Source organism: Streptomyces armeniacus (assembly GCF_003355155.1).
Taxonomy (GTDB): Bacteria; Actinomycetota; Actinomycetes; order Streptomycetales; family Streptomycetaceae; genus Streptomyces; species Streptomyces armeniacus.
This window is the reverse complement of sequence record NZ_CP031320.1, coordinates 6,511,547-6,538,125: the sequence shown is the minus strand read 5'-3', so window position 1 is coordinate 6,538,125 and position 26,579 is coordinate 6,511,547. Positions and strand designations below refer to the sequence as shown.

The 26,579-nt window shown below is 72.1% G+C and carries 26 protein-coding genes; 14 read left to right on the top strand and 12 right to left on the bottom strand.

Annotation, left to right across the window (positions count from 1 at the left end; translation table 11 throughout):
* The first annotated feature begins 101 nt into the window (after nucleotides 1–101).
* The gene (locus tag DVA86_RS36145; RefSeq protein ID WP_342776418.1) at nucleotides 102–368 is read left to right on the top strand and encodes a hypothetical protein; all 267 of its coding nucleotides are present in this window, start codon (nucleotides 102–104) and stop codon (nucleotides 366–368) included.
* Between the two features lie 24 nt (nucleotides 369–392).
* Here DVA86_RS36145 and DVA86_RS28485 read toward each other — a convergent pair whose 3' ends face one another.
* Nucleotides 393–1,181 (bottom strand): SDR family NAD(P)-dependent oxidoreductase, encoded by a 789-nt coding sequence (locus DVA86_RS28485; RefSeq protein ID WP_208882602.1) that lies wholly within the window; start codon nucleotides 1,179–1,181, stop codon nucleotides 393–395.
* Nucleotides 1,182–1,298: 117 nt separating this feature from the next.
* On the opposite strand from DVA86_RS28485, the gene DVA86_RS28480 reads away from it, so the two are divergent.
* Complete coding sequence (locus DVA86_RS28480; protein WP_208882600.1) at nucleotides 1,299–1,937, top strand: TetR/AcrR family transcriptional regulator; 639 nt, start codon at nucleotides 1,299–1,301, stop codon at nucleotides 1,935–1,937.
* Between the two features lie 336 nt (nucleotides 1,938–2,273).
* On the opposite strand, the gene DVA86_RS28475 is transcribed toward DVA86_RS28480, so the two are convergent.
* Complete coding sequence (locus DVA86_RS28475) at nucleotides 2,274–2,870, bottom strand: hypothetical protein (protein ID WP_208882598.1); 597 nt, start codon at nucleotides 2,868–2,870, stop codon at nucleotides 2,274–2,276.
* A gap of 125 nt (nucleotides 2,871–2,995) precedes the next feature.
* Nucleotides 2,996–3,835 carry a dienelactone hydrolase family protein gene (locus DVA86_RS28470; RefSeq protein ID WP_208882596.1) on the bottom strand — a complete coding sequence of 280 codons (840 nt, stop codon included), beginning with the start codon at nucleotides 3,833–3,835 and terminating at the stop codon, nucleotides 2,996–2,998.
* Nucleotides 3,836–3,852: 17 nt separating this feature from the next.
* On the opposite strand from DVA86_RS28470, the gene DVA86_RS28465 reads away from it, so the two are divergent.
* From DVA86_RS28465 to DVA86_RS35030, 4 genes are all read left to right on the top strand, one after another.
* Entirely contained in the window at nucleotides 3,853–4,914 is a 1,062-nt protein-coding gene (locus DVA86_RS28465; protein ID WP_245997297.1) for a GlxA family transcriptional regulator, read from the top strand.
* Nucleotides 4,915–5,066: 152 nt separating this feature from the next.
* Complete coding sequence (locus tag DVA86_RS28460) at nucleotides 5,067–5,672, top strand: dihydrofolate reductase family protein (protein ID WP_208882594.1); 606 nt, start codon at nucleotides 5,067–5,069, stop codon at nucleotides 5,670–5,672.
* A 176-nt stretch (nucleotides 5,673–5,848) separates the two neighbouring features.
* Nucleotides 5,849–8,968, top strand: coding sequence for a discoidin domain-containing protein (locus tag DVA86_RS28455; RefSeq protein ID WP_208882592.1), 3,120 nt, complete (start codon nucleotides 5,849–5,851; stop codon nucleotides 8,966–8,968).
* 271 nt (nucleotides 8,969–9,239) lie between these two features.
* Nucleotides 9,240–10,586: a serine/threonine-protein kinase gene (locus tag DVA86_RS35030; RefSeq protein WP_222623379.1), complete on the top strand. Its 1,347-nt coding sequence runs from the start codon at nucleotides 9,240–9,242 to the stop codon at nucleotides 10,584–10,586.
* On the opposite strand, the gene DVA86_RS28445 is transcribed toward DVA86_RS35030, so the two are convergent.
* Entirely contained in the window at nucleotides 10,531–11,514 is a 984-nt protein-coding gene (locus tag DVA86_RS28445) for an NmrA family NAD(P)-binding protein (RefSeq protein WP_208882590.1), read from the bottom strand. The genes DVA86_RS35030 and DVA86_RS28445 overlap by 56 nt on opposite strands.
* 104 nt (nucleotides 11,515–11,618) lie before the next feature.
* On the opposite strand from DVA86_RS28445, the gene DVA86_RS28440 reads away from it, so the two are divergent.
* Nucleotides 11,619–12,209 (top strand): TetR/AcrR family transcriptional regulator, encoded by a 591-nt coding sequence (locus DVA86_RS28440; RefSeq protein ID WP_208882588.1) that lies wholly within the window; start codon nucleotides 11,619–11,621, stop codon nucleotides 12,207–12,209.
* A gap of 418 nt (nucleotides 12,210–12,627) precedes the next feature.
* Here the strand turns inward: DVA86_RS28440 and DVA86_RS28435 are convergent, their stop codons facing one another.
* Nucleotides 12,628–13,941, bottom strand: coding sequence for a lipase family protein (locus DVA86_RS28435; protein WP_208882586.1), 1,314 nt, complete (start codon nucleotides 13,939–13,941; stop codon nucleotides 12,628–12,630).
* A 555-nt stretch (nucleotides 13,942–14,496) separates the two neighbouring features.
* Here DVA86_RS28435 and DVA86_RS28430 point away from each other — a divergent pair.
* On the top strand, nucleotides 14,497–16,668 hold the full coding sequence (locus tag DVA86_RS28430; protein WP_208882584.1) for an elongation factor G: 2,172 nt from the start codon (nucleotides 14,497–14,499) through the stop codon (nucleotides 16,666–16,668).
* 157 nt (nucleotides 16,669–16,825) lie between these two features.
* On the opposite strand, the gene DVA86_RS28425 is transcribed toward DVA86_RS28430, so the two are convergent.
* From DVA86_RS28425 to DVA86_RS28400, 6 genes are all read right to left on the bottom strand, one after another.
* The gene (locus DVA86_RS28425; protein ID WP_208882582.1) at nucleotides 16,826–17,416 is read right to left on the bottom strand and encodes a nitrile hydratase subunit alpha; all 591 of its coding nucleotides are present in this window, start codon (nucleotides 17,414–17,416) and stop codon (nucleotides 16,826–16,828) included.
* On the bottom strand, nucleotides 17,413–17,745 hold the full coding sequence (locus tag DVA86_RS36035) for an SH3-like domain-containing protein (RefSeq protein ID WP_281279330.1): 333 nt from the start codon (nucleotides 17,743–17,745) through the stop codon (nucleotides 17,413–17,415). The genes DVA86_RS28425 and DVA86_RS36035 overlap by 4 nt, the downstream gene beginning before the upstream one ends.
* Nucleotides 17,738–18,049, bottom strand: a complete 312-nt coding sequence (locus DVA86_RS36030) for an SH3-like domain-containing protein (protein WP_208882580.1) — start codon at nucleotides 18,047–18,049, stop codon at nucleotides 17,738–17,740. The genes DVA86_RS36035 and DVA86_RS36030 overlap by 8 nt, the downstream gene beginning before the upstream one ends.
* A 10-nt stretch (nucleotides 18,050–18,059) precedes the next feature.
* The gene (locus tag DVA86_RS28410) at nucleotides 18,060–18,338 is read right to left on the bottom strand and encodes a hypothetical protein (protein WP_245997295.1); all 279 of its coding nucleotides are present in this window, start codon (nucleotides 18,336–18,338) and stop codon (nucleotides 18,060–18,062) included.
* A gap of 92 nt (nucleotides 18,339–18,430) precedes the next feature.
* Nucleotides 18,431–18,649, bottom strand: coding sequence for a hypothetical protein (locus DVA86_RS28405; protein WP_208882576.1), 219 nt, complete (start codon nucleotides 18,647–18,649; stop codon nucleotides 18,431–18,433).
* A 90-nt stretch (nucleotides 18,650–18,739) separates the two neighbouring features.
* A complete protein-coding gene (locus DVA86_RS28400) occupies nucleotides 18,740–19,630 on the bottom strand; it encodes a LysR family transcriptional regulator (RefSeq protein WP_208882574.1) in 891 nt (296 codons plus the stop codon).
* A gap of 96 nt (nucleotides 19,631–19,726) precedes the next feature.
* Here DVA86_RS28400 and DVA86_RS28395 point away from each other — a divergent pair, with 96 nt between their 5' ends.
* The 5 genes from DVA86_RS28395 to DVA86_RS28375 all read left to right on the top strand — a co-directional run bounded on the left by DVA86_RS28395 (nucleotide 19,727) and on the right by DVA86_RS28375 (nucleotide 25,081).
* Nucleotides 19,727–20,509 carry a succinate dehydrogenase cytochrome b subunit gene (locus tag DVA86_RS28395; protein WP_208882572.1) on the top strand — a complete coding sequence of 261 codons (783 nt, stop codon included), beginning with the start codon at nucleotides 19,727–19,729 and terminating at the stop codon, nucleotides 20,507–20,509.
* A 2-nt stretch (nucleotides 20,510–20,511) separates the two neighbouring features.
* Nucleotides 20,512–22,578: a fumarate reductase/succinate dehydrogenase flavoprotein subunit gene (locus DVA86_RS28390; protein WP_208882570.1), complete on the top strand. Its 2,067-nt coding sequence runs from the start codon at nucleotides 20,512–20,514 to the stop codon at nucleotides 22,576–22,578.
* Nucleotides 22,575–23,321 (top strand): succinate dehydrogenase/fumarate reductase iron-sulfur subunit, encoded by a 747-nt coding sequence (locus DVA86_RS28385; RefSeq protein ID WP_208882568.1) that lies wholly within the window; start codon nucleotides 22,575–22,577, stop codon nucleotides 23,319–23,321. The genes DVA86_RS28390 and DVA86_RS28385 overlap by 4 nt, the downstream gene beginning before the upstream one ends.
* Before the next feature lie 294 nt (nucleotides 23,322–23,615).
* Nucleotides 23,616–24,143 (top strand): DUF1062 domain-containing protein, encoded by a 528-nt coding sequence (locus DVA86_RS28380; RefSeq protein WP_425471002.1) that lies wholly within the window; start codon nucleotides 23,616–23,618, stop codon nucleotides 24,141–24,143.
* 338 nt (nucleotides 24,144–24,481) lie between these two features.
* Nucleotides 24,482–25,081, top strand: a complete 600-nt coding sequence (locus DVA86_RS28375; protein WP_208882564.1) for a sensor domain-containing protein — start codon at nucleotides 24,482–24,484, stop codon at nucleotides 25,079–25,081.
* Between the two features lie 19 nt (nucleotides 25,082–25,100).
* Here DVA86_RS28375 and DVA86_RS28370 read toward each other — a convergent pair whose 3' ends face one another.
* A complete protein-coding gene (locus DVA86_RS28370) occupies nucleotides 25,101–25,673 on the bottom strand; it encodes a TetR/AcrR family transcriptional regulator (protein ID WP_208882562.1) in 573 nt (190 codons plus the stop codon).
* 145 nt (nucleotides 25,674–25,818) lie between these two features.
* Here DVA86_RS28370 and DVA86_RS28365 point away from each other — a divergent pair, with 145 nt between their 5' ends.
* Nucleotides 25,819–26,556 carry an SDR family oxidoreductase gene (locus DVA86_RS28365; protein WP_208882561.1) on the top strand — a complete coding sequence of 246 codons (738 nt, stop codon included), beginning with the start codon at nucleotides 25,819–25,821 and terminating at the stop codon, nucleotides 26,554–26,556.
* The last annotated feature ends 23 nt before the right edge of the window (nucleotides 26,557–26,579 follow it).

The following is a 26,579-nucleotide window of genomic DNA, read 5'->3' as shown; positions in this document are numbered from 1 at the left end:
GGCAGCCGTGCGGCAACAGCTGTGGCGCTTGCAGGACGGGATGAACGACGCCGGTCTCGCTCACCTGGGGCGGACGTTCCGTCTACGGACGCGGCTTCGCCATTCTCATCGTCGTCCGCTACCTGCTGGAGACCTGCGACACCGTCGACGAGGCGGTCGGCAGGCTGCGGTCCCTGCCGGGTCGCCGTTCCCCAGAACCTCACCCTTGTCGACGCCTCGAAGGCGGTGACGGTGTTCGTGGTGCCGGACATGCCGCCGACGGTGGCACCGGATGCCTGCGCCGGAGTCCTGGCAACAGTCCTTCGGCGACTTCACACCCGGATCCCGCACCGTGGCCCTGGGCCGGTCCGGCTGAGAGCCATTCCTGACGCCGGGGGGCCACGGTCCGGGGATCAGGCTGCGATGTCGGCCTCGGACTGGAGAGCGGGACCAAGCAGCAGTCCCCCGTCCAGGACGAACTCCGCACCAGTGGCGAAAGACGCGTCCCGGGAGGTGATGAAGAGCAACAGGCGGGTGATCTCAGAGGGTTCGGCGAGGCGGGGAACGGCGTAGGGATCGGGCGAGTAGACGTCGGCGATCGCCGGCTGGCCCGCAACGGTGGGTTCGTTGATCAGCGGTGTGGAGACGACGCCGGGATGGATGGAGTTGACCCGGATGTTGTCCCGCCCCAGCTCCAGCGCAGCCGACTTGGTCAACCCGCGCACGGCCCACTTGCTGGCGGTGTAGGGGGCGTAGAAGGCCGTACCGCCGTGAGCCACGGTCGACGCGATGTTGACGATGGTTCCGCCGTCGCCCCGGCGCATCGACGGGGCCACGGCCCTGATGCCGAGGAACTGGCCGGTGACGTTGACGCTGAAGGTGTGCTCCCAGGTGCGGGGTTCGGTCTGCTCGATAAGGGCCGCCGGGTTCTGGACGCCCGCGTTGTTCACCAGGATGGTGACCGGCCCGAAGTGGCCTTCGGCTTCTCGCACCGCCGCCGCCCAGTCGTCCTCGCTGGCGACGTCCAGGTGTACGTACAGAGCCCGATGACCGAGCCGAGCAACGAGATCGCGGCCGGCGTCGTCGTTGCGGCCGGCGATGACGACGTTCGCTCCCTCGGCGTGGTAGCCCTGCACATGGCTGCTGCCCATGCCCCCGCTGCCGCCCGTGACGATGACGGTCTGGCCCTCGAAGCGTCCCATGGTGCGTCCTTCCAGGCTTTAATGGTGAGCCGAGTGGCTCACCTCTTCTCCGAAGGTAAGAGCAGACTAGAGGTGAGTCAAGTGACTCACCTCGCAGCGAGAGGCATACTGGACGGCATGACGGCAGAGCCTTCGGAATACCACCGGCGCGTGGCAGCGCAGAAGCGGATGTCCATCGTCGAGGCGGCGACGAAGCTGTTCCTCGACTCCGGCTACGACGGCACCTCGCTGGCCCGCATCGCCGAGGCGGCCGGAGTGTCGAGGGCGACGCTGTTCAAGCAGTTCACCACCAAGGCGGCCCTGTTCGAGGCGATCGTCACCGAGTACTGGAAGGTCGACGACGAGGAGGCACCCCTCCCCGAACCGGGGAACCTCCGCGCAGGGCTGGAGACCATCGGACGCCGATACGTAGCCCTTCTCACCCAGCCCGGCATGGCCGCCCTCTTCCGCATCGTCATCGCCGAGGTGCCACGCTTCCCGGAGCTCGGCGAGACTCAGTTCAATCTCGGCAAGATGCCTTACTTCGAATCGGTCCAGCGCTACCTGGCAACGGAAAACGCCGCCGGCACAGCCCGGCTTGACGATGCGGAGATGGCGGCGACCCAATTCCTCGGGATGATCTCCAACTACGTGTTCTGGCCGCGGATGCTGCTCGCACACTGGGAGCCAGACGACTCCGACCTCGACAACGCGGTGGACCAAGCGGTTCTGACCATGCTCGCCCGATACGGCGCTGCGGGAACCCACGACGCCTGAGACCCGAGCGCCCCACCGCGCTGCGTAACCGCCCCATATCTCCCGCACAGGCTGACCCGCGGCCAGTCCCAGAAGCCGAAGGCGAGGGCGCCACGGCGAATTCGGGACCCCACTGCCACTCGGTGACCGGGACCGAGGCACCGCAGGTGGAGCAGGGGGCGCTCCGGCGGGCCGTACCGTACGGAACGCGTTCCGCGTGGCGGTCCCCGGACCTCCTCGCTGAAAACAAGCTCGTGTTCTAAGCGGCTTCCCCACCAGGGAAGCATGACGGAGCCGCCCGTGCCCGCTGCCCGGGCGGCACCGTCGGCGTCGCTTACGATCGCCGCCTGCCCTCCGTCAGACCTTGCCCCCGTGCTCCACGGTGCGGTGTCCCAGCTGCCTGCTGAACTTCTCGCAGAAACTGTCGGAGAGCGACGGCCAGTTCCAGAAGTCGAAGGCGAGGGTGCCGAGGGCGAATTCGGGGCTCCACTGCCACTCGGTGACCGGGACGGAGGCACCGCAGGAGGCGCAGGGCGCACTCCCCTCCCCCGTCTCCATCCAGGCGGCGATGGCGTCCTCGAACGGCTGCCAGACCTCCTCGTCCGTCTCGAACTCCTCCGGGTAGTTGATGACCACGGTCTTGCTCTGACACCGCGGGCAGACGGCGAATGACGCCGAGTCAACTCCCTGTCCGGCGACGTAGTAGCCACGACCGACGACGACAGCCACCGGGCCCGGCAGCCAGTCCGGGTACGGGGGCTCGGCAAGGGCTCGCGCCCAGTTGGGACCCGGCACGTAGCCCTTGTCCACGGGGTGGCTGTACACCCCGTCGTCGGACATCTCGCGCGTGATCAGGCCCTCGGCGACCATCCAGTCGACCATCCGCTCCGCGAGCGCCCCGGCCTCCTCGCCGGTCGCCTCCACGTCGACGATCCGCTCGAAGTAGTCACCCATCGTCTCTCCCACGCCTGTCGATCAGTACCGGACACACTCTGCCATCCCCCACTGACACCGGTCCCGGCATCGGCAAGGGCCTGGAAGCACGACGGTGCCGCCCGTGGCCCGCGGCAGGGAGGGGGTCACTCCGCCGCGGGGCGCAGGCGGGTGGTCAGGAAGGCGAGGATCTCGTCCCTCGCGCGCACCGTGGGGTGTCCCTCCTCGTCGACGAAGTGGGCGGTGACGACGCTGTGCGGGGTCGCGACCACGTCGCGGAAGAACGGGGGCGGGTCGGCGCGGGCACAACTGCCCGGCAGGACGCGGCCGTCGAAGGCGTCGCCGAGGAGCGCGCGGTACGCGTCGAAGCGCCGGCCGGTGCACCAGCGGTCGTTGTCGAAGCGGTACGCGAGGACCGTCAGGCCGTCGCGCGTGACGCGGTCCCGGACCGTACGGGCGTCCTCGTCGCTGATCTCGAGTCCCGCGGGGTCGTCCAGCGGCAGCGACGGGTGGTTGACCACCGGTGCGATGACGGCCGGTTCCAGCGCCATGGTGAGGGCGAAGTTGCCGGTGAAGCACAGGCCGACCGCGCCGACGCCCGGACCGCCGCACTCCGCGTGCGCCTGGCGCGCGAGCCCGCGCAGCCACGCCGTGACGGGGCTGGTGCCGCCCCCGGCGAACGCGCGGAACTCGGCGCTGACACACGCACGGCGGACAACCTCCGTACCCCGCCCGGCCGTTGGCCAGGCGCCGTCGGTCCCGAACAGCGAGGGGACGTGGACGGTGAAGCCCGCGTCCCGTATCCATCGCGCCAACCGGAGGACGTCGGGGCTGATGCCGGGCATCTCCGGCATCAGGACGACGGCCGGCCCGGTGCCCGACACGTGGACGGTCTTCACCACCCCGTCCACGTCAACGGACCGGCGGGAGAAGTCGGTGATCGCGTCGTCCGGGCGTTCGTCGGGGCGTTCGCTGGCAGCACTCATGGCGACAGCGTGACCCGGTGCGCCCGTACGGAGTGATGGGCCGGATCGCCGACTACGGGGGTAATCTCGCCACGAGGCGGGGCGAGGCGAAGCAGGAAGGGGCCGGCGTGGACGCGCTGCGGGTCGGTGTCCTGGCGTATCCGGGCAGCTTCGCGTCCGAGGTGTTCGGCGTGCCCGATCTCCTGACGATGGCCACGCACGTCGCCGGGCCGGACCGCGCCGGGTACGAGGTGTCGGTCGTCTCGCCGCGCCGCAGCGTCACGGCAGCGGGCGGTACGGCGTTGGCCGTCGCCCCGGTGCGCGAGGCCGACGTGCTCGTCGTGCCGGGCTTCGAGCTCGTGCCGGGCCTCGACATCGGCGCGAAGCTCGCGCCCCTCGCCCCCGAGGTCGCGGCGATCCGCGCGCACGCCGCCTCGGGTAACGCCGTCGTCTCGATCTGCGTCGGCGCGTTCCTGCTCGCCGAGGCGGGCCTGCTCCGCGGGCGCCGCGCCACGACGGCGTGGCTGCACGCGGACGAACTGGCCCGGCGCTGCCCGGAGACCGACGTCCGCCCTGAACGCCTCGTCATCACCGACGGCGGGGTGACGACGACGGCGGCGTTCAGCGCCATGTACGACTTCGCGCTGGAGCTGATCCGCCGGCAGAGCGGACCCGGCGTGGCACGGACGACCGCGCGGGTGGCGCTCGTTGACGACGCGCGCTCGTCGCAGTCCCCGTACGTCGACACGCGGCTCCTTCCGCAGCCCGGGAACGAGTTCTCCCGCCGGGTGATGCGGTGGCTCGACCAGAACCTCGCCGCACGGTACGACCTCGCCGCGCTGGCGGCAGCGTTCCACGTCAGCACCCGGACGCTGCTGCGGCGCTTCGCGCGGGAGACGGGCCAGAGCCCGCTCGCGTACCTCCAGTCGGCACGTATCCGCCGCGCCCGCCATCTCCTGGAGACGACGGACCGCACCGTCGCGGGCATCGCCACGGCGGTCGGCTACGGCGACCCCGGCACCTTCGCCGCGCTGTTCGCCAGGCACACCGGCCACCGCCCGAGGGACTACCGCGCGGCCTTCCGCCGCGCCGACGGCTGACCACAGCCGTCTCCGGACCCCGCCCGCGGTGGGTTCGGAGACTCCGCGACCGGCCGGAGCGTCACGGGTTCCTCGTTACCCCGCGGCGCGGCCGATGAGTTTACGGCTCCCGGCCGGTCAGAACTCGTGACACCCCAGGAAAGGACACCGCCATGTCAGAGCTTCTCGTTGACTTCATCACCTCCCTTGACGGCCACGCCTCGGCAGAGGGATGGCCCGGGTTCTGGGGCCTCGAGGGCCCGGAGTACCTCGCATGGCTCGGCGAGCAGCCCGAGACCACCCATCTGATGGGGGCGAACACGTACCGCCAGATGTCGGGCTTCGCCGCCGGTGAGGTCCCGGACGGCCAGGACGAGTTCAGGCCCGAAGAAGAGGCGTCCGTCGACGAGCTCACGCGGGCGTCCAAGGTGGTGTTCTCCTCCTCACTCGAGGAGCCGCTGACGTGGGCCAACTCCACGCTCGTCCGTGACGACGCCGTCGAGACGGTCCGTGCCATGAAGGCGAGTGGCTCGGGGCTCCTCAGCACGATCGGCAGCCTGAGCCTGTGCCGGTCCCTGTTGCGAGCGGGGCTCGTCGACCGCTTCCGGGTCGTGATGTTCCCGGTGATCACCGGAGCCACGGGCGCGGAACGCATCTACGACGGCTATCCGGACGTCGCTCTCGAGATGACCGAGCACCGCACCTTCGACGGCAGCATCCAGCTGGTCGAGTACAAGCCCCGCGTGCTCGAGCACCCTCCGCTCGCCACCCCTGCGTGACGTCGCGCCGCCCGCCGGCCTGGACCGCCGCCAGGCCACCAGGTCACCAGGCCGGCGGGCCGGCGTACGGGCGCGGAGCCCGCGGCACTTCTCGGATACGAGGCGTTGACACATTTCCAGGGGCCACAGGAAAATAACCCGCACTTGACAACGTTGTCCAACGGTGAGGAGCCACCGTGGCGCCCACGTCCCTCCCGGTCGGCCGCCGACGGCTGCTCCAACTCCTCGGCGTGGGCGGCGCCTTGGCCGCTCTCCCCACGTCCCTCGGCACCTACGGGGCGGCCGCCGCCGGCCGTGCCGGGGACGCGGGCGGTGAGGTCGCCGGCACGTACCACCGCGTGCTCCTCCGGCACACCCGCTGGTCCGAGACGCAGTGGGACGAGGCGAAGGAGGTCTACACCGACAAGGACTTCGGCTTCGCCGTCGTCCTCGGGCACGCCGTGCTGCTCACGCACGGGAGCTTCGACGAGCGCGAGGCAGGCATCGACCGGGAGACCCTGAAGCGCCGCACCCTGTCGACCCTCCGCCACTTCGCCGCCTCGAACCGGCTGACCGGCGGCACCCAGTGGGGCCGCAAGCTGTTCTTCGACACCACGTTCCAGTCGTACTTCATCCTCGCCGCGCGCCTGCTGTGGGACGAGCTCGACGCCGGTACGCGTACCGCCGTCGACACCATCACCCGTGAACAGGCGGCGTACACCCACTCGTTGGGCACGGGCGACGACCCGGACTCCGGGGACTGGACGCCGAACGGCCTCAAGGGCGGGTACGTCGGCGACACCAAGCTGGAGGAGATGGGCCTCTACGCGCAGACCCTCGCCCCCGCGCTCGCCTGGGCCCCGGACGACCGGCGCCGCTCCGACTGGGCCGCCGACTACGGCGCCTGGTCCCGCAACGAGGCCGGGCTGCCGGCCGCCGACCTGGCCAACCCGGCGCGGGTGGACGGCGTTCCGGTGTCGCGCAACACCGCGCACAACACGTACGACACGTTCATCGTCGAGAACCACGGCTCGTTCGGGCCGCACTACCAGGAGGAGTTGTGGCGTACGTCGGGCCGCAACGCCGCGCACTTCCTCGCGGCCGGCGAGCCGCTGCCCGAGGTGCTGACCGCGCAGCCCAACGCGGGGCCGCTGTGGCGCACGCTGCTGGGCGTCATGTCCGACGCCGGTGAGCCGCTGATGCCCATGGTGGACGACCGGGAGCATCTGTACGGCAGGGACGTGATCCCGCTGGCGTTCCTCTCGCGGGTGGCCGGTGACCGGGCCGCGGCGCGGGCGGAACTGGAGCTGGCGGCGCGCCTGGAGGCGTACCAGAAGTACCCGCCGGAGTACCGGCTGGCGAAGTTCTCCGGGGAGCCCAAGTACGAGCCGGAGGCGCGCGCCGAGCTCGCCATCAGCTATCTGCTGCACGTGTGGCCGGAGGCCGGGCGGCGGGTGCGGCCGATGTCGCGGGAGGAGCTGTTCGCGTACGCGTCGGGGGTCACCGACTTCGGTACGGGCCCCGGTCTGGTCTCCCACCAGTCCCCCGCGGCATGGGCGGGCACGGTGACGAAGCCCGGCTTCGTCAAGTTCGCCTGGCAGCCGGGCCACGACGACTGGCTGTTCCGGCTCAGCGGCGGCACCCCGATGTTCCTGCCGTCGACCGCCGCCGGAATCGACCACCGTACGGTGCGCGAACACAACACCGTACGGGACGGTTTCGACGGGAGCGCGACGCTGCTGCGCCTGAAGGACGGCTTCGCCGGGTACACGACGCTGCCCTCGGGCGCGGTGGTGTACGCCTACGACGGGCCGGGCGCGGGCCGTTCACGGCTGGAGGTGCACAACCTCACCATGCCGGGTGTGGCGGGCCTGGACGGCAGCCGCACGTACCGGTTCGCGGAGGGCTCCGCCGAGGTACGCGCGCAGGACGCCGCGTCGCACGGCGGGGGACGCGTCGACGAACTGACCTTCGCGCGTGCGACGGTGCGTCACCTCCGGATGCTGGGCGTGCAGCCCGACCCGGAGTACGGGTACTCGCTGTACGCCGTCGAGGCCCGCGACGGCGCAGACGGTGACGACCTCGCGCGCGGCCGTACGGCGACGGCCTCCTCCCACGAGCCGGACAGGGCACCGGAGCTGGCGGTGGACGACGACGGTGGCACCCGCTGGGCCGTCTCGCGCGCCGACCGGCAGCGGGCGGACAGCTGGTGGGCGGTGGACCTCGGGGCCGCGCTCGCGCTCGACCGGGTCACGCTCCGCTGGGAGGCGGCGGCCGGGCGCGTCTACCGCGTGCAGGGGTCGTCCGACGGCGAGCAGTGGGCCGACCTGGTGACGGGGCCGGAATCGGCGCTGCGCAGCCGCGGCGGCTGGCTCGACATCGACGGCCGCGCGGGGCTGGTCGTACGCGGCGGGCAGCCGCTTGCCGTGTACGGCGACTCGATCGTGCCCGCGGACGATCCGGACACGGCGTCGCTCCTCGTCGAGGGCCACTGCGGCGCCTCTCCCGACGAACTGCGGGACCTGGCGCGCCGCCCCGCGCCCTCCGCCGCGGACAAGCGTGTCCGTACGGCGCTCACCGACGGGCACCTGAGCCTGTTCAACCTGTCGGCGGAGGCCGTCCGTACGCGCGTCGAGGTGCCGCAGCAGGGCCATCGCCGGCTCGTCTACGAAGGCGAGCAGACGGTGACCCCGGACGGCCTCGCCTATACGGCACGCCTCGACGCCGCCACCGCCCTGCTGCTCCCTCCCCGGTTCACGCTCACCTCGCTGTCGGGCCGGAAGCTGCCGACGGGGCTGCGGGTCCGGGTGGCCGACGGGGCGACCCTGCACCTGTCCGGGCCGGGTTGCCGGGTGCGGATCGCGGCTCAGGGCAAGAGCACGGTGACGACCGTACGGAGCGGGCGCGAGACACGTGTCACGCTGCACGGCGCGCGCCCGTACCCGTACGGGGACCGTGCCCTGGGCCGGACCACCTTCCCCACCGATCCGCTGCCGTCCGGGATGTCCCGCCCATACGCCGCCGTGGACGGCGACCCGGACACCGCGTGGCAGCCGGGACGGGACGGCCGCATGGTGGTGGACCTCGGGGCGCGGCACCCGGTGCGGACGGTGGAGGCCGAGTGGACGACCGGGTCGGCCCCGGCCGCCCACGTGGAGTTCAGCCGGGACGGCGTGCACTACAGCCGTGCGGGCACGCTGGACGGCAACGGACGCGTACGGAGGCTGACGCACACGGGTTCCGCGCGGTACGTCGCGCTGGCGGTGCACGGCACACCGCACGGGGACGCGGGTGTCGTACGGCTCTCGGTGCGCTGACCCTTTCCGGTTTCGGCCGGATCAGTCCAGCCCCAGCCCTCGCCATCAGCGACCCGGCCTGCGAGGGCCCCGGGCGCCTCCGGTACAACAGTGTTCGCAGCGGAACGCCACGGCGTCACCGGTCCTGTCGCGGTGCGCGCCCCGGCTCCGTCCGCCGGTGGTCTCCGCTGCGAAAAACCCGCGGGGGCGGCTGTCGGCCGCGGGTCCAACGGGGGCCGGCCGGTGCGTACTTCGGGGGCGCGGCGCCAGTGCGGCACGGAGAGAGGCAGCTGTGCGAACCATCGCGGACAGGTACGAACTGGTGGCGTTCGTGGGCCGGGGCGGCATGGGGGAGGTCTGGGAGGGCCGGGACCTGGCCATCGAGCGCCGCGTCGCGGTCAAACTGCTGCCGGACCAGCAGCACGGCCCTGCCGCCGACCTGTTCTTCCGCGAGGCGCGCACCGCGGGCGGCCTGAACCACCGCGGCGTCGTCATCGTCCACGATCTGGGCCGCGACCCGGGCGACGGCACGCTCTACCTCGTCATGGAGTACGTGGCCGGGCGCGACCTCGCCACAGTGCTGCGCGAGGAGGGCCCGCCGCCGCCCGCGACGAGTGTCGACTGGGCGGCCCAGACCGCCGCCGCGCTGGCCGCCGCGCACGACGCGGGCGTGGTGCACCGGGACCTGAAGCCCGCCAACCTCATGCTCACCACCGGCGGCGAGGTGAAGGTGCTCGACTTCGGCATCGCCCGCTTCATGGCCACCGGCGACAAGTCCAGCCAGGTCATGGGCACCCTCGCCTACATGGCCCCAGAGCGCTTCGCGGAGCACTCCGGCGACGCCCGCAGCGATCTGTACGCGTTCGGCTGCGTTCTGCACGAACTGCTGACCGGGAAACCGCCGTTCGACGCGGGTGACCCGGTGTCCCTGATGGCCGCCCACCTGAACAAGGCGCCCGAGGCGCCGAGTGCACTGCGCCCCGGGATTCCCCCCGCCCTCGACGCTCTGGTGCTGCGGCTGCTCGCGAAACAACCGGCCGACCGTCCGCAGTCCGCGGCCTCCGTCCACGACGAACTGCGGGCCCTGGACCTGGCTTCGGCGCAGGCGACGATGCCCGCCCCGGCCCGGCCCTCCTCTGCCCCTCGCGCGCCATGTTCAGCTGGCCCGCCATCAGGGACACCGGCACACCCGCTCAGAACGGCGGTTTCCCGGTCCGCCGTTCGTGCAGGCCAGCCCGCGCCGGGCCACGGCCGGCCGCCCCGGAACCGGGCCTGCCTGCCGTGGCCGGCCGAGGGCGCGGCGCTCCCCGCGCTGGGGCGCCGGAGCGGCGCCGGCCCGGCAGCGGTCGTACTCGCCGCACTCGCCGTGTACGCGCACCGGCTGAGCGGGGAGGGGGAGGTGCTGCTCGGCTACGGCTCCGGGCGCGGCGTCCTGCCCGTACGCGCGGGGCGGCACTGGAGGAACGCGAACCCGTGCCGCCGCGCCCCGTACGGACGGCGACGGGCGGCGTGGCGGCAGCGGCGGGCGTACTCCTGCTGGGGCCGCCCGGCGGCGGGCTGGCGGACCGGCACCCGGGGCGGCGTCAGGCCGTGGCCGCGGACCGCAGGTGCTCCCGCGCCCAGGCGGCGAAGCCGGTGAGCGGGATGCCGAGGTCCGCGGCGTACCGCGGCCGGGCCGGCTGGCCCGCCACGTTCAGCCAGTCGTGCGTGGCGCCCATCGCCGGCATTCCGGCGGCAAGGGCCTCCTCCTCGGTCATGTCCGGCGCGGACAGCCGCGTGCCCAGGGCGTCGGAGAGGACTTCGGCGATCTCCGTCATCGAGAGGTAGTCGCTCGCCAGCTCCAGCTCTACGCCGTCGAACCGTTCGGGATCTGCGATCGCCGCGGCGGCCGCCCTGCCGATGTCGTCCACCGCGACCAGTGAGAGCCGGGTCTCGGGCTTCACCACGGACACGAGGCCGCCCTCGATGCCGCGCGGGAAGAGGAAGGCCATGGACGGGAGGAAGTTCTCCATGAAGAACGCCGGCTTGAGGAGCGTCCAGTGCGGGAAGCCGGCCTCGCGTACCCGGTCCTGGATCGCGGCCTTGGCGCCCAGGGTGGGCTTCATCGCGGCCCAGCGGCCCTCGGCCCAGCCGGGAGTCCCGGTGTGCCGGCCGGCGCCGCTGACGGAGGTGTGCACGAACTGCCGTACGCCGGCGGCCTTCGCGCCCTCGACGAGGTTGACACCCTGGGCCGCCTCCCCGTCGAAGTCGGGGCCGTCCGCGGTGAATTCGGGCATCTGCACGGAGAAGACCGCGCGGGCGCCCTCGGCGGCCCGGCGTACGGAGTCGCGGTCGCGGAGATCGCCGGTGGCCAGTTCGGCACCGCGTGCGGCGACGGCGCGGGCCCGGCCGGTGGCCGGGTCGCGCACCAGGGCGCGTACGGGCACGCCCGCCGCAAGCAGGGCGCGGGCGGTGGCGCCGCCCTGCCTGCCGGTGGCACCGGCGACCAGGACGGGCGCGGAGCCAGCGGGGTCTGCGGGGCTTGGGGAGTCTGCGGGGTCTGCGGGGTCTGCGGGGTCTGCGGGCATGACGCTCCTCGGTGCTCGGCCGAACGCGAAACGGCGGGGCCCGCCGTTTCGCCTCGGATACGATACGGCGGGGCCCGCCACTTCGTAAACCTGGAGACGACGCCATGCCCGAGCACCGGCGCGCGGACGCACGGCGCAACTACGCGCGCATCCTCGCCGTGGCCGAGGAGGAGGTCGCCGCCCACGGGGCAGCCGCCTCCCTGGAGCAGATCGCCCGCGTCGCGGGGGTCGGTTCGGCGACGGTGCGCCGTCACTTCCCCACCCGCCACGCGCTGCTGGAGGCGGTCTCCCGGGAGCGGATCGAGGCCCTGTGCGTGCGCGCCCGCGAGCTGACGGGCGCGGGAGACAGCACCGTTGACAGCCGGAGCGCGCTGCTGGAATGGCTCGGCGAGGTCGTCTCGTACTCCGTGACCGCCCGGGGCCTGGCCGTCGCGCTCGCCTACGACACCGCCGGCGCCGACCCGGCCCACGGCAACTCCTGCTCCACGGCGCTCGAAGAGGCGGGCGACCCGCTGCTCCAACGCGCCGTACGGGACGGCGCGGTGGCGGCGGACGTCACCGTCGCCGACCTGATCACGCTGATCGTCGGCATCGTCCTGGCGGCGGAGCACCACCCCGATCCGGCCGCCCGCGCGGACCGGCTGTTCCGGCTGGCCGTGACGGGACTGGGCCCTCAGGAGGACCGCACCGCGTAGGGCGCGCTCCACCCCGTACGACGTCCACGGCGCCGTGCCCGGGGCCCCACATCCCGTACCGGGCCGTGCACTGCGGTTCACATCCCGTACCGGGCCGTGCACTGCGGTTCCATTCCGAGGAAGAACGACAGCGCCCGCGCGCACGGCGCGAGCCCCCGCGTACGGCATCGGCCTGCCCCGGAGCGGCGCGGGAGACGCGGCACCCGGGCTGTGGAGCGCCCGTACGGGTACGGGGGTGGACTCGACCACCGCGGTCGAGCGGCGGTGGGGCCCGACCCAGCGGGTGTCCGTCAGGTGTCATGCGGCGGGCGGCAGCGCGGCCTGACGCGCAACAAGGCGAACGGCGGCGCGGCCTGACGCACGCGCGCGCCGCCCGGGACAGGCCCGGACGGCGCGCCTTCGTACCTCACGTGCCTTGCTACGACCCGCAGTTGCCCTGTGCCGGCGTGCCGGCGAAACGGGCGCCGAGCCAGTCGAGCGCGGGCCCGTTGCCGTCGATGGCCGCCTGGACGTGGCTGTCACCGGGGAAGGACTTCCACTCCACCGCCAGCCCCTTGGCGCACCAGTCGGCCCGCAGGCCGGTGCCCAACTCGTACGGGATCGTCTCGTCCGCTTCCCCGTGGTAGAGGAAGACGGGCGCCGTGGGCGTCTTCGTGCCCAGCTTGTTGGCGTTGACCGCCTGCTGCCAGTCGGGCTCCTCCAGCGGGTTGCTGACCGTGAAGTCCTCGATCTTCTTGCCCTTGCCCGCCTCGAGGATCTCGTTGAGGCAGCTCTCCTTGGTGAACTCGGCCAGCTTGCTCCCCTCGTCGTTCAGGTACTTGCCGAGGTCCAGCTCGGGGAACGAGGTGGTGTGGCCGATCGCGGACATCATGACGTAGCCCGCGCTGTCGCCGCCGTTCAGATGTGTGGCGACCTTCATCAGGTCGGCGGGTACGCCGCCGCTCGCCGTGCCCTTGACCTTCAGTTCGGGCGCGTACGAGCCGTGGAGCTCCGCCGCCCAGGCGCTCGCCTGGCCGCCCTGCGAGTAGCCCATGATGCCGACCGGCGACTCCGCGCTGACGCCCATCTGCTGTGCCTCGGGCAGGCGCTGGGCCGCGCGCGCCGCGTCGAGCAGTGCCGTGCCGGCGGGCTGCGCGACAGTGTACGTGTGGTCGCCGGGCGTGCCGAGACCCTCGTAGTCGGTGACGGCGACGGCGAAGCCGCGTACGAGCGCCGCGTTGATCAGCGGTGCCTCGGTCGTGCTGCCGTCGTGGAACCCGGCGGAGGGCGCGCACTTGTCGCCCATGCCGACGGATCCGGCGGCGTACGCGATCAGCGGGCGGGGCCCGGTCTTGCCGTCGTCGGGGACGACGACCGTGCCGGAGACGGTGTTCTCCTTTCCGGTGGCCGTGGTCGACTTGTAGGTGATCTTCCAGGCGGAGGCGGCGGCCGGATAGCCGGGCCAGTACTGGAATTCGGTGGGTTCGGAGCTGACGATGTCCCCGGGACCCGCCGTGGACTCGGGGCCCTTGGCCTTGGCCTTGCTCTTGGCCTTGTCTTCGGCCTTGGTGCCCTTGTCCTTGGCCTGGCGGTCCGCCGTGGCCTGCTGACCCGCCTCGGTCCCGTCGGCGGCGGACGGCTCCTGTGCCTGCGAGCCGCCCGCACTTCCGAGGATTCCGAGGACGGACAGCGCGAGCGCGGCCGTGGCCGCGCCGGCTCTGCCCAGGGGGGACGCCAGTGATGACGATTGCATACGGCTCTCCCGACTCTCCTGCTGACAGGGGTGGTTGGCAGCACCGTACTGACTCGTCAGTAGCACCGCTATGGTGCGTACCGTTTCCCCTGCCGGCCGCGGCTCCCGGCCGCCCGCTGCCGGCCGCCCGCCTACGGCGCTCTGCCCGGAGCGTGTGCGCCGATCGCGCGTCGCGGCCTGGCGGGCGCGATGGTTGGCGACGTAGGCACCGCTGCCGCAGCCTGACCCTCTGCCCCTGTCCCCTCCCCCGCCAACCCCACGGCGCCTTCTCCCCGTGCACCGCCGGGAACGTCGTGGTGAGCCACGGGCCCAGGTCATCCGGCGGCAGGCCGCGGACCCGGCGAGGTCGGAGGTCCAGCCGCCGTAGCGGGGCATCACGAGGGTGGACCCCGTACGTACGATCTTCCGCGCCGCCGGAATTCGGTTGCCCGCCCGATCCGCTCCCTGCTGTACTCCCACGCGACACCCGGAGAAGGAGCGAGGAGCCCGTCATGCGCCGAGCGTTCATGTCCGACCAGAAGGGAATCGGCATCCACCCAGAGGACATGACGCTCCATGACCACGTACAGAACGCTCAACCTGGGCATCCTGGCGCATGTTGACGCCGGAAAGACCAGCCTGACCGAACGACTCCTGCTGGACGCCGGAGTCATCGACGAGATCGGCAGCGTCGACGACGGCAGCACGCAGACCGACTCGCTGGCGCTGGAACGGCAGCGCGGCATCACGATCAAGTCCGCCGTCGTCTCGTTCACGCTCGGCGACGTCACGGTCAACCTGATCGACACCCCCGGTCACCCCGACTTCATCGCCGAGGTCGAGCGCGTGCTGAACGTGCTCGACGGCGCCGTCCTCGTCGTCTCCGCCGTGGAGGGCGTGCAGCCGCAGACCCGCGTACTGATGCGGACGCTGCGGCGGCTGCGCATCCCGACGCTCGTCTTCGTGAACAAGATCGACCGCTCCGGCGCACACCTGGACCGCGTACTGCGTGAGCTCGCCGAGAAGCTGACCCCGGCCGTCGTACCGATGGCCACGGCCGAACGGCTGGGCACCCGCGACGCGTTCGCCGTCCCGTACGCGGGCGACGACGCGGCCTTCCGCGACCGGCTGGCGGAACGCCTCGCGGACCACGACGACGCGCTGCTGGCCGCGTACGTGGACGACGCGGCGCTCCCGTACGGCCGACTGCGCGCCGCACTGGCCGCGCAGACCGGCCGCGCGCTGGTGCACCCCGTGTACGCGGGCTCCGCGATCACGGGCGCGGGCGTGGAGGCGCTGACCGACGGCATCAGGGAACTGCTGCCGGGCACGGAACGTTGCGCGGACGCGGACGGGTCCGGGGACGGCGATCCGTCCGGCACCGTCTTCAAGGTCGAACGGGGCCCGGCGGGCCAGAAGATCGCGTACGTGCGGATGTTCGCCGGGACACTCCGGGTGCGCGACAAGGTGCGTTACGGGCAGGACGGTGCGCCGGACGGGGCCCGCGAGGGCGAGGTCACCGAGGACAAGGCCACCGAAGGCAAGGCCGCCGAAGGCAAGGTCACCGCGATCAGCGTCTTCGCGGACGGCTCGGAAGTACGGCGGCCCTCGGTGTCGGCGGGCCGTATCGCCCGGCTGTGGGGCCTTGCCGACGTCCGCGTGGGCGACACGGTGGGCGTTCCGCGCCCCGGCGCGGCCCCCGCCCGGCGCCACTTCGCGCCGCCGACACTGGAGACGGTCGTCGTCCCCGGCCGTACGGCCGACCGTGCCGCGCTGCACACGGCGCTCGCCCAACTCGCCGAACAGGACCCGCTGATCGGCCTGCGGCAGGACGACGTACGCCAGGAGGTGTCCGTGTCGCTCTACGGCGAGGTGCAGAAGGAGGTCATCGAGGCGACGCTGACGGACGAGTTCGGGCTGGACGTCGCGTTCCGCGAGTCGACCACGATCCACATCGAACGGCCCGTCGGCAGTGGTGCGGACGCCGAGCTCATCGGCACCGAGCCGAACCCGTTCCTCGCCACCGTCGGACTGCGGGTCGATCCGGCGCCCGTCGGGTCGGGGGTGTCGTTCCGGCTCGGAGTGGAGCTGGGGTCGATGCCGTACGCGTTCTTCGCGGCGGTCGAGGAGACCGTACGGGAGACGCTGCGGCAGGGCGTCCACGGCTGGGAGGTCACCGACTGCGCGGTCACCATGACGCACTCCGGCTACTGGGCGCGGCAGAGCCACTCCCACGGCACGTTCGACAAGAGCATGTCGAGCACCGCCGGCGACTTCCGCAACCTCACGCCGCTGGTGCTGATGAGCGCCCTCAAACGGGCGGGCAGCCGGGTGCACGAGCCGATGCACCGGTTCCGGCTGGAACTCCCGGCGGACGCTTTCGGCACCGTCCTGCCGGTGCTGGGGCGGCTGCGGGCGGTGCCCCACAAGCCGGTGGCGCGGGGCGGCGCGTACCTGCTGGAGGGCGACATCCCGGCCGCCTCCGTACACGAGTTGGGGCAGCGGCTGCCCGGACTGACGCGCGGCGAAGGGGTACTGGAGTCCGCGTTCGACCACTACGAGCCGGTCACCGGCCCGGCCCCGACCCGCCCGCGCACGGACCACGACCCGCTGCACCGCAAGGAGTATCTGCTGAGCGTCGTACGGCGGGTGAGCGCCGCGCCCGCCCCCCGGCCACGCGCCTCCAGCCCGTCCGACGCTCGAGGACGAACCGGGGCGGCCACCAAATCCGGCCCGTCCGGCGCTTGAGGACAACACCGGGGCGGCCACCGGACGCAAGTGACCCAACAAGCAGTGGCACAGCGCGCCCCCGCCGTGGCCGAGGGCCGTCCTCAAACGCCGGACGGGCTGGGGGGGGGCGGCTGACGACCGTCTTCGAGTGACGGGGACCAGTTGGGCGGCGGCGTCAGACCGAGGCCGTGCCGATCAGGCCCTCGCGGGTGACCAGCCCGGCCAGTTCGGACTCCGTCATACCCTCCGTGCCGGGCGGGCGCTCCGGCAGAACCATGTAGCGGCTCTCCGCGCTGGAGTCCCACACGGTGATCTCCACCTCCTCCGGCAGGTGCAGCCCGAACTCGGCCAGTACGGCGCGGGGTTCGCGTACGACGCGCGAGCGGTACGCCTCGCTCTTGTACCAGGACGGGGACGGCCCGAGCAGCCCGATCGGGTAACAGGAGCAGAGCGTGCAGACCAGCACGTTGTGCCGGGTGGGCGTGTTGGCGACGACGCCGAGGCGCTGCGCCTGGAGGCCGCCTGCGGTGCCGAGGCCCAGTTCGGGGAGGGCCGCGCCGGCGTCGGCGAGGAGGCGTTCGCGGAAGTCCGGGTCGGACCAGGCGCGGGCGGTGACGCGGGCGCCGTTGAGGGGCGAGGCGCCCTGCAGGAACCGGGTGAGGACGGCGTCCAGCTCGGCCTCGTCGACGAGCCCGGCGCCGATCAGCCGCTCTTCGAGCCGCCGTACGCGGGCGGCGAGGGGGTTGCCGGTGTGCGTGCCGCTCATACGGGTTCCTCTCCGGCAGCCGGACCCGCCGCCGATTCCGCTGCCGGTTCCAGGTACGACTGCCACAGATCGAGGGTGACCTCGTGGCCGCCCTCGCCCCACAGGGCGCGCGCGTCGAACGCGACCGTGTACACGGGCTCGTTCCGTGGCGCGGGCCGGTGTGCCGCTACGTCGTCGGCCAGCGGCCAGTTCCCGGTGAGGGCGACGATCCGGCCGGTCTGGCCGCGCGCGTAGCGCGGGAGGCGGGTGTGCCCGTCGGGGTCACCGGCACGGGCCCGTACGCGGTCGCCGGGCGCGAACCGGGGCGGCACGGCGCCGGACTCACCCACGGCCCGCACCCCCACCCGTACGGACGTCCGCGCCGCCACCCGTACCGCCGCCCGTACGACCCTCCGTCAGCGTCTCGATCGCCCTCAGCCACCGCTCGTAGTACGACGCGGCCAGATACTCCTGCGGCGGCATCCGCTCGATGGCGTCCCGGAACTCGTGCAGCGTGTACACCCCGCGCCGCACGAGCGCGGCGTTCAGCGCGTACACGCGCGCTTCCCAGTCGGCACTGAACGGCGGCTCGTCCCGCTCGATCTCCAGCCTGCCGAAACCCGTCTGCCCACCGACATCGTTGACCCGGCTCATACGCGCCAGCCTATTCCTTCCACTCGCGCAGCCTTCTGGCGATGGCGGCCAGCCCTGTCCTCTCGGCCCGGATTTCCCGGACGAGTTGGGCCATGGCACCGGGGGGCGGGATGAAGGGCTGGTCCGACTGCCGCATGTACATATCCGCGCACCCAGCCCCGATCGAGGCGTTGAAGTCGGAGAAGGGCTCTAAGAGCAGCGCCGTGTGCAGGAAGGTGGCCGCGCGGCTCGCGGGCTCTTCGTAGTACGCCTCGCCCGCGAAGCGCTCGTACCTGTGGCGCTCAGCCATGCACTGAAGCGCCCCCCAGTCCCGCACGGGGGTGTTGGCCGGAGAAACCTCGACCTGAACATTGAGGATCCACCCGGTGTCGACGTAGAGGGTCAACGCAGACCCTCCGGGAACTCGTCCTCGAACTCGGCCTTGTACTCCAGCGCCCTCTTCGTGGCGCCCTCGACGAAGCGCTGTTTCTGCCGGCGCCGCACCACGTCCTCGGTCAGTATGTCGTGGGCCAGCCGCTTGATCGCCAGTCCCTGCTCCTTCGCCTCCGCGCGCAGCTCCGCGAGCTCTTCCTCAGTGAATTCGATCGTGATTCCAGGCATGCGATCAGATTAGAGGCAGCGAAACCATTCCTGCTACCAGAGTCACTACTACGAGCGAGGCGGACACACACTGTTGACGATATGCAACTCTCAGTCGCGCCCCACCCGTTCCTCCAGGATGCGCTGCAGCTCGCGGGCCGCGCGGGTCGGGGAGACGTCGCCGCGGTGGGCGACCGAGATGGTGCGGTGGAGGCCCGGGGGTGCGAAGGGGGTGGCGCGGAGGCCGGAACGGGCGGCGACCATGCCGGGGACGACGGCGACGCCGAGCCCGGCCCGTACGAAGCCCAGCACCGCGTCCATCTCGCCGCCCTCGACGCCCAGCACCGGTTCGAACCCGGCCGCGCGGCAGGCCGCCAGGGTGAGGTCCCGCAGGTCGTAGCCGCGCCGGAACATCGCCAGCGGGCGGTCGCGGAGGTCTTCGATCCGGATGCGGGCGCGGCGGCGTACGGGCGGGGGCGCGTCCGGGGCGGAGACGACGACCAGCTCCTCCCGCAGCAGCTCCGCGGTGGCGAGCGCCGGGGCCTGGCCGAGCAGCGGGGTGATGATCAGCGCGAGGTCGAGTTCGCCGGCGGCCAGCACCCGTACGAGGTCCTGCGAGCCGTCCTCGTGGACGACCAGCTCGACGCCCGGGTAGCTGTCGTGGAACGCACGCAGCACCCCCGGCACGATGCTCGCGCACAGGCTGGGCGGCGCGCCCAGGCGCACCCGGCCGCGGCGCAGCTGCGCGGCCTCCTGGACCTCGCGGCGCGCGGTCTCGGTGTCGGCGAGGATGCGGCGGGCGAGCGGGAGCAGTGCCTCGCCGGCGTCGGTCAGTGAGATGTGGCCGCGGGCGCGGTGGAAGAGTTCGGCGCCCAACTCCCGTTCCAGCGCGCGGATCTGCTGGGAGAGGGACGGCTGCGCGACGTGTTCGCGCTGGGCGGCGCGGGTGAAGTGGCGGGTGTCGGCGACGGCGGCGAAGTACCGAAGCTGCTGGAGCTGCATACGCCGAGGATAGAGGCTCGGCATAGGCATCATCTATCGAAAGCAGCAGGTCTATGTCTTGGACTGATCCGCCGGACCCTCTCTAACGTCGGCCCCATGGCACTGGGCACGCGGACGCGCACGGACCGGCGGGAGACGGACCCGCGCAGGACGGACCGGCGAGGGACGGGCAAGACGGCCGCACGGCGGCCGTCCTCCCTCGTGGCACTCGTATGGCGCTCGACCGTCGGCAAGAAGGCCGTCATGGCCGTCACCGGCCTGATCATGCTGGCGTACCTGGTCGGCCATCTCCTCGGGAATCTGAAGGTGTTCTTCGGCCCGGACGAGATGAACGGCTACGCGCACTGGCTGCGTACGATCGGCGAACCCTTCCTCCGGCACGGCTGGTTCGTGTGGCTCGTACGGTTCGGGCTGCTGGCCGCCGTCATCCTGCACGGCGTCTCCGCGTACCAGCTCAGCCGCCGGGACCGGGCCGCGCGGCCCGTCGCGTACGCGCACCCGCGGCGGCCCGGGAAGGGCCGCGGCGACTACGCGACGCGGACGATGCGCTGGGGCGGCGTGATCCTCGCGCTGTTCATCGTGTGGCACCTGCTCGACCTGACCACCGGCACGGTGAACCCGCGGGGCGAGGAGGGCCACCCGTACGAGAACATCGTCGCCACCTTCAGCACGTGGTACGGCAACACCATCTACATCGTGGCGATGCTCGCCGTCGGGCTGCACATCCGGCACGGCTTCTGGAGCGCCGCCCAGACCCTCGGCGCGAACCGGCCGAGCCGCGACCGGGCGCTCAAGATCACGGCGAACGGGCTGGCGCTGGTCCTGACCGCCGGGTTCCTCTCCATTCCCCTGGCCGTGATGACGGGAGTCGTGAGCTGACGATGACCAAGGACCACACGTACGACGACGCGGCCAAGGGCCACAGGTACGGCGAGCGCGCGTACGACGACGCGACCGAGCACGGCACGTACAGCGAGCACGGCACGTACAGCGAGCACGCGTACGGCGGTTACTCCGACTACGCCGTCGGCGACCCCCTCGTCGACACCAAGGCCCCCGACGGCCCCGTCGCCGACCGCTGGAAGCGCCGCCGCTTCGAGGCCAGGCTGGTCAACCCGGCGAACCGCCGCAAGCACACCGTCATCGTCGTCGGCACCGGCCTGGCGGGCGGCGCCGCCGGGGCGTCCCTCGCCGAACAGGGCTACCGCGTCGTCCAGTTCTGCTACCAGGACTCCCCGCGCCGCGCCCACTCCATCGCCGCCCAGGGCGGCATCAACGCCGCCAAGAACTACCGCAACGACGGCGACTCCGTGCACCGCCTCTTCTACGACACCGTGAAGGGCGGCGACTTCCGCTCCCGCGAGTCGAACGTGCACCGGCTCGCCGAGGTGTCGGTGGAGATCATCGACCAGTGCGTGGCGCAGGGCGTGCCGTTCGCCCGCGAGTACGGCGGGCTGCTGGACACGCGGTCGTTCGGCGGCATGCAGGTCTCCCGTACGTTCTACGCCCGCGGCCAGACCGGGCAGCAGCTGCTGCTCGGCGCGTACCAGGCGCTGTCCCGGCAGATCGCCGCCGGCAGCGTGGAGATGCATCCCCGTACGGAGATGCTGGACCTGATCGTCGTGGACGGGCGTGCCCGCGGCATCGTGGCGCGCGACCTGGTGACGGGCCGCGTCGACACGTACTTCGCGGACGCCGTCGTGCTGGCCACCGGCGGCTACGGCAACGTCTTCTACCTCTCCACCAACGCCAAGAACTCCAACGCCACCGCCGTCTGGCGGGCCCACCGGCGCGGCGCCCACTTCGCCAACCCCTGCTTCACGCAGATCCATCCGACCTGCATCCCGCGCGCCGGCGACCACCAGTCGAAGCTGACGCTGATGAGCGAGTCGCTGCGGAACGACGGCCGGATCTGGGTGCCGAAGGCGCACGGCGACGACCGGCCGCCCGGCGCCATCCCCGAGAACGAGCGGGACTACTACCTGGAGCGGCAGTATCCCTCGTTCGGCAATCTCGTGCCGCGCGACATCGCCTCGCGCGCCGCCAAGAACGTCTGCGACGAGGGCCGCGGCGTCGGCCCCGGCGGCCAGGGCGTGTACCTCGACTTCGCCGACGCCATCGCGCGGCTGGGCCGTGAGGCGGTGGAGGCGAAGTACGGGAACCTCTTCGAGATGTACGAGCGGATCACCGCGGAGAACCCGTACGAGGTGCCCATGCGCATCTACCCCGCCATCCACTACACGATGGGCGGCCTCTGGGTCGACTACGACCTCCAGACCACCGTGCCCGGCCTGTTCGCCATCGGCGAGGCCAACTTCTCCGACCACGGCGCCAACCGCCTCGGCGCCTCCGCCCTCATGCAGGGCCTCGCCGACGGCTACTTCGTGCTGCCCGCCACCCTCAACGACTACCTCGCCGGCCACTGGCACGACGAGGTGCCCGAGAACCACCCGGCGGTGCACGAGGCCGTCGGCGCGGTCACCGACCGGCTGTACGCGCTGCTGTCCAACAACGGCGACCGCACCCCCGACTCGTTCCACCGCGAGCTGGGCGAGCTGCTCTGGGACGAGTGCGGCATGTCCCGTACGGAGGCGGGGCTGCGCAAGGCGCTCGACCGGATTCCCGCGCTCCGCGAGGAGTTCTGGCGCCGCATTCGCGTCCCCGGCAGCGGCGAGGCGCTCAACCAGTCGCTGGAGAAGGCCAACCGCGTCGCCGACCACCTCGAGCTCGCCGAGCTGATGTGCCTGGACGCGCTGCACCGCACCGAGTCCTGCGGCGGCCACTTCCGCGAGGAGAGCCGTACGGCGGACGGCGAGGCGGAGCGCGACGACGAGGCGTTCTCGTACGTCGCCGCCTGGGAGTTCACCCGTACGGGAGCGCCGCCGGTGCTGCACCGCGAGCAGCTGACCTTCGAGTACGTACACCCCACCCAGCGGAGCTACACGTGAACCTCCACCTGCGCATCTGGCGCCAGCCGGGCCCTGACGCGGACGGCGCCATGACCACGTACGAGGTGACGGGCATCAGCCCGGACATGTCGTTCCTGGAGATGCTCGACACCCTCAACGAGGAGCTGGCGGCGCGCGGCGAGGAGCCCGTCGCGTTCGACCACGACTGCCGCGAGGGCATCTGCGGCGCCTGCGGCATGGTCATCAACGGCCAGGCACACGGCCCGGAACGCACCACCGCCTGCCAGCTGCACATGCGGCACTTCGCGGACGGCGACACGATCGACGTGGAGCCGTGGCGGGCGGCGGCCTTCCCGGTGGTGAAGGACCTGGTGGTGGACCGTTCGGCGTTCGACCGCATCATCGGCTCGGGCGGCTACGTCACGGCCCCGACGGGCAGCGCCCCGGAGGCACACGCCACGCCGGTGCCGAAGGCGGCGGCGGACACGGCGTTCGAGAACGCGGAGTGCATCGGCTGCGGCGCGTGCGTGGCGGCCTGCCCGAACGGCTCGGCGATGCTCTTCACCTCGGCGAAGGTCGTCCACCTCAACTCCCTGCCGCAGGGCGGCCCGGAGCGGGAGTCCCGGGTCCTGGACATGGTCGCGACGATGGACGAGGAGGGCTTCGGCGGCTGCACGAACACGGGCGAGTGCGCGACCGCCTGCCCGAAGGGCATCCCGCTCCCGTCGATCGCGGCGATGAACCGCGAGTACCTGCGGGCGGCACGGCGGGCGGGGCGCTGACGGTGCGCCGCAGGGCTGCGGGGGCGCTGACCCCACGGGTGCCGCGCGCGGCACCCGTGCCGGGCCTCGCCTCGCTTGCCTCGCCTGCCTCGCCCGAAAACCAGTTGAGCCGCTCGTCCGCGCGCCGCTAGCGTGCTCGCGCCTCTGTCGCCTCGTCGAGGACGTGCCGTTGTACATCCAGTGAGACCTCCTGAGCGCTGATTCGTCGCGCGTCGCCTTGGTGCGACGCGCTCCTTTTCGCTGCGGACTTCTCACTGGAACCGGTGTACATCTGTGTCCGAAAGCTGGGCGGTCATGCCCGCCTGCCTGCCTGTCATCCTCCGCCGCTGCCACGCCTGCGCCTCCGGGCGCTTTCGTGCAAGCGGCAAATTCCGCGTCAACGCACACCACAAGCTCCTCGACGTCTGGCTCCTCGCGCGGTGCACGGTGTGCGGGGAGACCACCAAGCTCACCGTCCTGGAACGGACGAACGTGCGCTCCGTACGGCCTGAACTCCTGGACCTGCTGCACCACGACGACCCGGGCCTGACCGCCGAGTTGCTCCGGGACCCGGCCGTACGGCGCCGCAACCGCATCGCTCTCGACTGGGACAACGCCTGGCGCCTCGACACCGGCGCACCGGACCGGCCGGAGGACGAGGCGGTCGAGGTCTCGGTCCGGAACCCGGCGCGGATTCCCGTCCGGCCGGTACGGCTGATCGCCGAGGGCTTCGGCCTTTCACGGACCGAAGTCGAGAGACTCCTCACGGAGGGGAATCTCGTCTCGGTGGTCCGGCTGAGCGGCAAGCTCTCCGGCGACTTCACCTTCACGCTGAAGCGCTGAGCCGTGCCGGTACCAGGGCCTGTCCGGCGGCACGAACCGCCGGACAGGCCCTGGCAGTTCCAGCCCTTGCTTCCGCCGAACCGTGGACCGCAGGCGCAACCCGCCACAATTCAGCCCGTCCGGCGTTTGAGAACGGCCCGCAACCAAAGCGCACCGGCTGGCGGCCACGCGCCGCCACGCACCACCAAGGTGGGGATTTCCCCACCCCCAAGACGGTGGTTTGACGGCTGTCCCCCGCCCCGAATCGCGCGGGACGATAACGGCATGACGCAGACGACCGCTCACCCCACGGCCACCACCCCACCGCCGAGGCCCACGCCCCCCGCTTCGCCCGGGAGTTGGGGTTCCTCCTCGCCGGTTTCCCCATCGGCGTGGGCGCGTTCGTCGCCGGGATCACCATGTTCTCCTTCGGCGTGGGCTTGCTGGTCACACTCCTCGGGGTGCCGGTCCTCGTCGGCGCCCTCACCGCCGCGCGGGGTCTCGCCAGGGTCGAACGGCGGCGCGTGGAGGCCGTCACCGGCCGTTCCCTCCCGCCGCACCACTACCGCGAGCCCGGCGGCACGGGCCTCGCCGGGTTGCTGAACAGGCTGCGCGAGCCCCAGGCGTGGCGCGACCTGCTGCACACCGTGGTGGCGTTCCCCGTACGGATGCTGGGTTTCGCCCTCGCCCTCGCCTGGACCGTCGGCGGAGTCGGCGAGGTGCTGTACGTCCTCTGGTCGTGGGCCATCCCGCGTGACGACGACGAACAGGGCCTGCTGGACCTCGCGTTCGACATATCCTCACGCTCGGCCGACATCGGCTTCCACACCGGCATCGGCGTGGTGCTGCTCGCGACGGCGGTCCCCGTCGTACGCGCCCTCGTCGCCATGCAGACGGCCCTCGCCCGCGGCCTGCTGACGAACCAGCACGCGGCCGTGCGCGCCCATCGCGGCCGCTGACCGACCGCGACGGGACGCGTCACCGCCGTACGGTCAGACCGTCCAGGGTGAGGTCCAGCAGGCGTTCCGCCTGCTCGCGCTGTCCGGGCTCCGCCGAGGTGAGGGCGATGCCCGCGAGGGCGGCGCCCAGGTCGGCCGGGCTGATGTCGGTGCGGATCACCCCGGCGTCCGCGCACGCGTCCATCAGACGGGCGATGGCCGCTTGGATCATCTCCCGGCTGTGGCCGTACGGGTTCTCACCCGTGGCGGCGATGGCGCGCAGGGCGTCGGCCATGCCCAGCTTGGCGGTGACGTAGTCCAGGAAGAGGCGCGTCCAGGCACGCAGGGCTTCGTACGGCGGCTGCGTCGCGAGCAAGTCGGGGACCGCGTCGCAGAGTTGCGCGACCTCGTTGCGGTAGGCCGCCTCGATCAGGGCTTCGCGGGTGGGGAAGTTGCGGTACAGGGTCGCGCTGCCCACGCCCGCCTTCCTGGCGATGTGCTCCAGGCGTACGTCCAGCCCTTCCTCGGTGAACGCGCGCACCGCGGCTTCGAGGATCTTCTCGCGGTTGCGCCGCGCGTCGGCCCGCTGCGGGCGCGGTGCGTCCTTGGTCATCGGCGGCTTCCGCCTCCTCTCCGGTCTTCCGCGGTTGCTAAGTGGAGGGCTCCCCACTTAACCTCAGTGGAAGTGGGCGCTCCCCCACTTCCACTGTAGGTCATGGTCTGGCCTGCGCACATTCACCCCGTAAGGACTGTTGATCATGTCGGGTATCGCAGGCAAGGTCGTCGCGATCACAGGTGCCAGCAGCGGCATCGGAGCGGCGACGGCGACATATCTCGCCGGACAGGGCGCCCGGCTCGTGCTGGGAGCCCGGCGCGAAGACCGCCTGCACGCGGTGGTGGACGAGATCACCGCACAGGGCGGCTCGGCCGTCGGCGCCGTCATCGACGTCGCGCACCGCGACGACCTCAAGCGGCTGACCGACACGGCCGTCGAACGGTTCGGCCGGCTCGACGTCCTGGTCTCCAACGCGGGCACGATGGCGGTGTCGCCCTTCGACGAACTCCGCCAGGACGACTGGGACGCGATGGTCTCCACGCACATCACCGGCCTGCTGAACGGGATCGGCGCGGCGCTCCCCGTCTTCCGGCGGCAGCGCTCCGGCCAGTTCGTCAACGTCGCCTCCACCGCGGCGTACGTCGTGAAGCCCCCGCAGAGCGTCTACGCGGCCACCAAGACGGCCGTCAAAGTGCTGACCGAGGGCCTGCGGCAGGAGTCCGGCCCCGACCTGCGGGTCACGCTCGTCTCACCCGGGTTCACCCACACCGAGGGGGTCGGCAAGGGAGCGAGCCCCGAGACGGCGACGGCGATGATCCGGCAGCGCGACGAGATCGCCATCCCGCCTGCCGCCATCGCGTCAGCGATCGGTTTCGCGATCGAGCAGCCGATCGGTGTCGACGTCAGCGAGGTCGTGGTCCGCCCCACGGTGCAGGCCTGACGGCCGGGCCGAGCGCACGCCGA

Bases quoted from the DNA above. Each gene is read 5' to 3' on its own strand.
- DVA86_RS28410 (WP_245997295.1), bottom strand. From the start codon at position 18,338: ATGGCTGAGCGCCACAGGTACGAGCGCTTCGCGGGCGAGGCGTACTAC.
- DVA86_RS28435 (WP_208882586.1), bottom strand. From the start codon at position 13,941: ATGCAATCGTCATCACTGGCGTCCCCCCTGGGCAGAGCCGGCGCGGCC.
- DVA86_RS28445 (WP_208882590.1), bottom strand. From the start codon at position 11,514: ATGCCCGCAGACCCCGCAGACCCCGCAGACCCCGCAGACTCCCCAAGC.
- DVA86_RS28485 (WP_208882602.1), bottom strand. From the start codon at position 1,181: ATGGGACGCTTCGAGGGCCAGACCGTCATCGTCACGGGCGGCAGCGGG.
- DVA86_RS28440 (WP_208882588.1), top strand. From the start codon at position 11,619: ATGCCCGAGCACCGGCGCGCGGACGCACGGCGCAACTACGCGCGCATC.
- DVA86_RS36030 (WP_208882580.1), bottom strand. From the start codon at position 18,049: ATGAGCCGGGTCAACGATGTCGGTGGGCAGACGGGTTTCGGCAGGCTG.
- DVA86_RS28370 (WP_208882562.1), bottom strand. From the start codon at position 25,673: ATGACCAAGGACGCACCGCGCCCGCAGCGGGCCGACGCGCGGCGCAAC.
- DVA86_RS28395 (WP_208882572.1), top strand. From the start codon at position 19,727: ATGGCACTGGGCACGCGGACGCGCACGGACCGGCGGGAGACGGACCCG.
- DVA86_RS28400 (WP_208882574.1), bottom strand. From the start codon at position 19,630: ATGCAGCTCCAGCAGCTTCGGTACTTCGCCGCCGTCGCCGACACCCGC.
- DVA86_RS28470 (WP_208882596.1), bottom strand. From the start codon at position 3,835: ATGAGTGCTGCCAGCGAACGCCCCGACGAACGCCCGGACGACGCGATC.
- DVA86_RS28460 (WP_208882594.1), top strand. From the start codon at position 5,067: ATGTCAGAGCTTCTCGTTGACTTCATCACCTCCCTTGACGGCCACGCC.
- DVA86_RS28380 (WP_425471002.1), top strand. From the start codon at position 23,616: ATGCCCGCCTGCCTGCCTGTCATCCTCCGCCGCTGCCACGCCTGCGCC.
- DVA86_RS28425 (WP_208882582.1), bottom strand. From the start codon at position 17,416: ATGAGCGGCACGCACACCGGCAACCCCCTCGCCGCCCGCGTACGGCGG.
- DVA86_RS28480 (WP_208882600.1), top strand. From the start codon at position 1,299: ATGACGGCAGAGCCTTCGGAATACCACCGGCGCGTGGCAGCGCAGAAG.
- DVA86_RS28430 (WP_208882584.1), top strand. From the start codon at position 14,497: ATGACCACGTACAGAACGCTCAACCTGGGCATCCTGGCGCATGTTGAC.
- DVA86_RS28475 (WP_208882598.1), bottom strand. From the start codon at position 2,870: ATGGGTGACTACTTCGAGCGGATCGTCGACGTGGAGGCGACCGGCGAG.
- DVA86_RS28405 (WP_208882576.1), bottom strand. From the start codon at position 18,649: ATGCCTGGAATCACGATCGAATTCACTGAGGAAGAGCTCGCGGAGCTG.
- DVA86_RS28390 (WP_208882570.1), top strand. From the start codon at position 20,512: ATGACCAAGGACCACACGTACGACGACGCGGCCAAGGGCCACAGGTAC.
- DVA86_RS28365 (WP_208882561.1), top strand. From the start codon at position 25,819: ATGTCGGGTATCGCAGGCAAGGTCGTCGCGATCACAGGTGCCAGCAGC.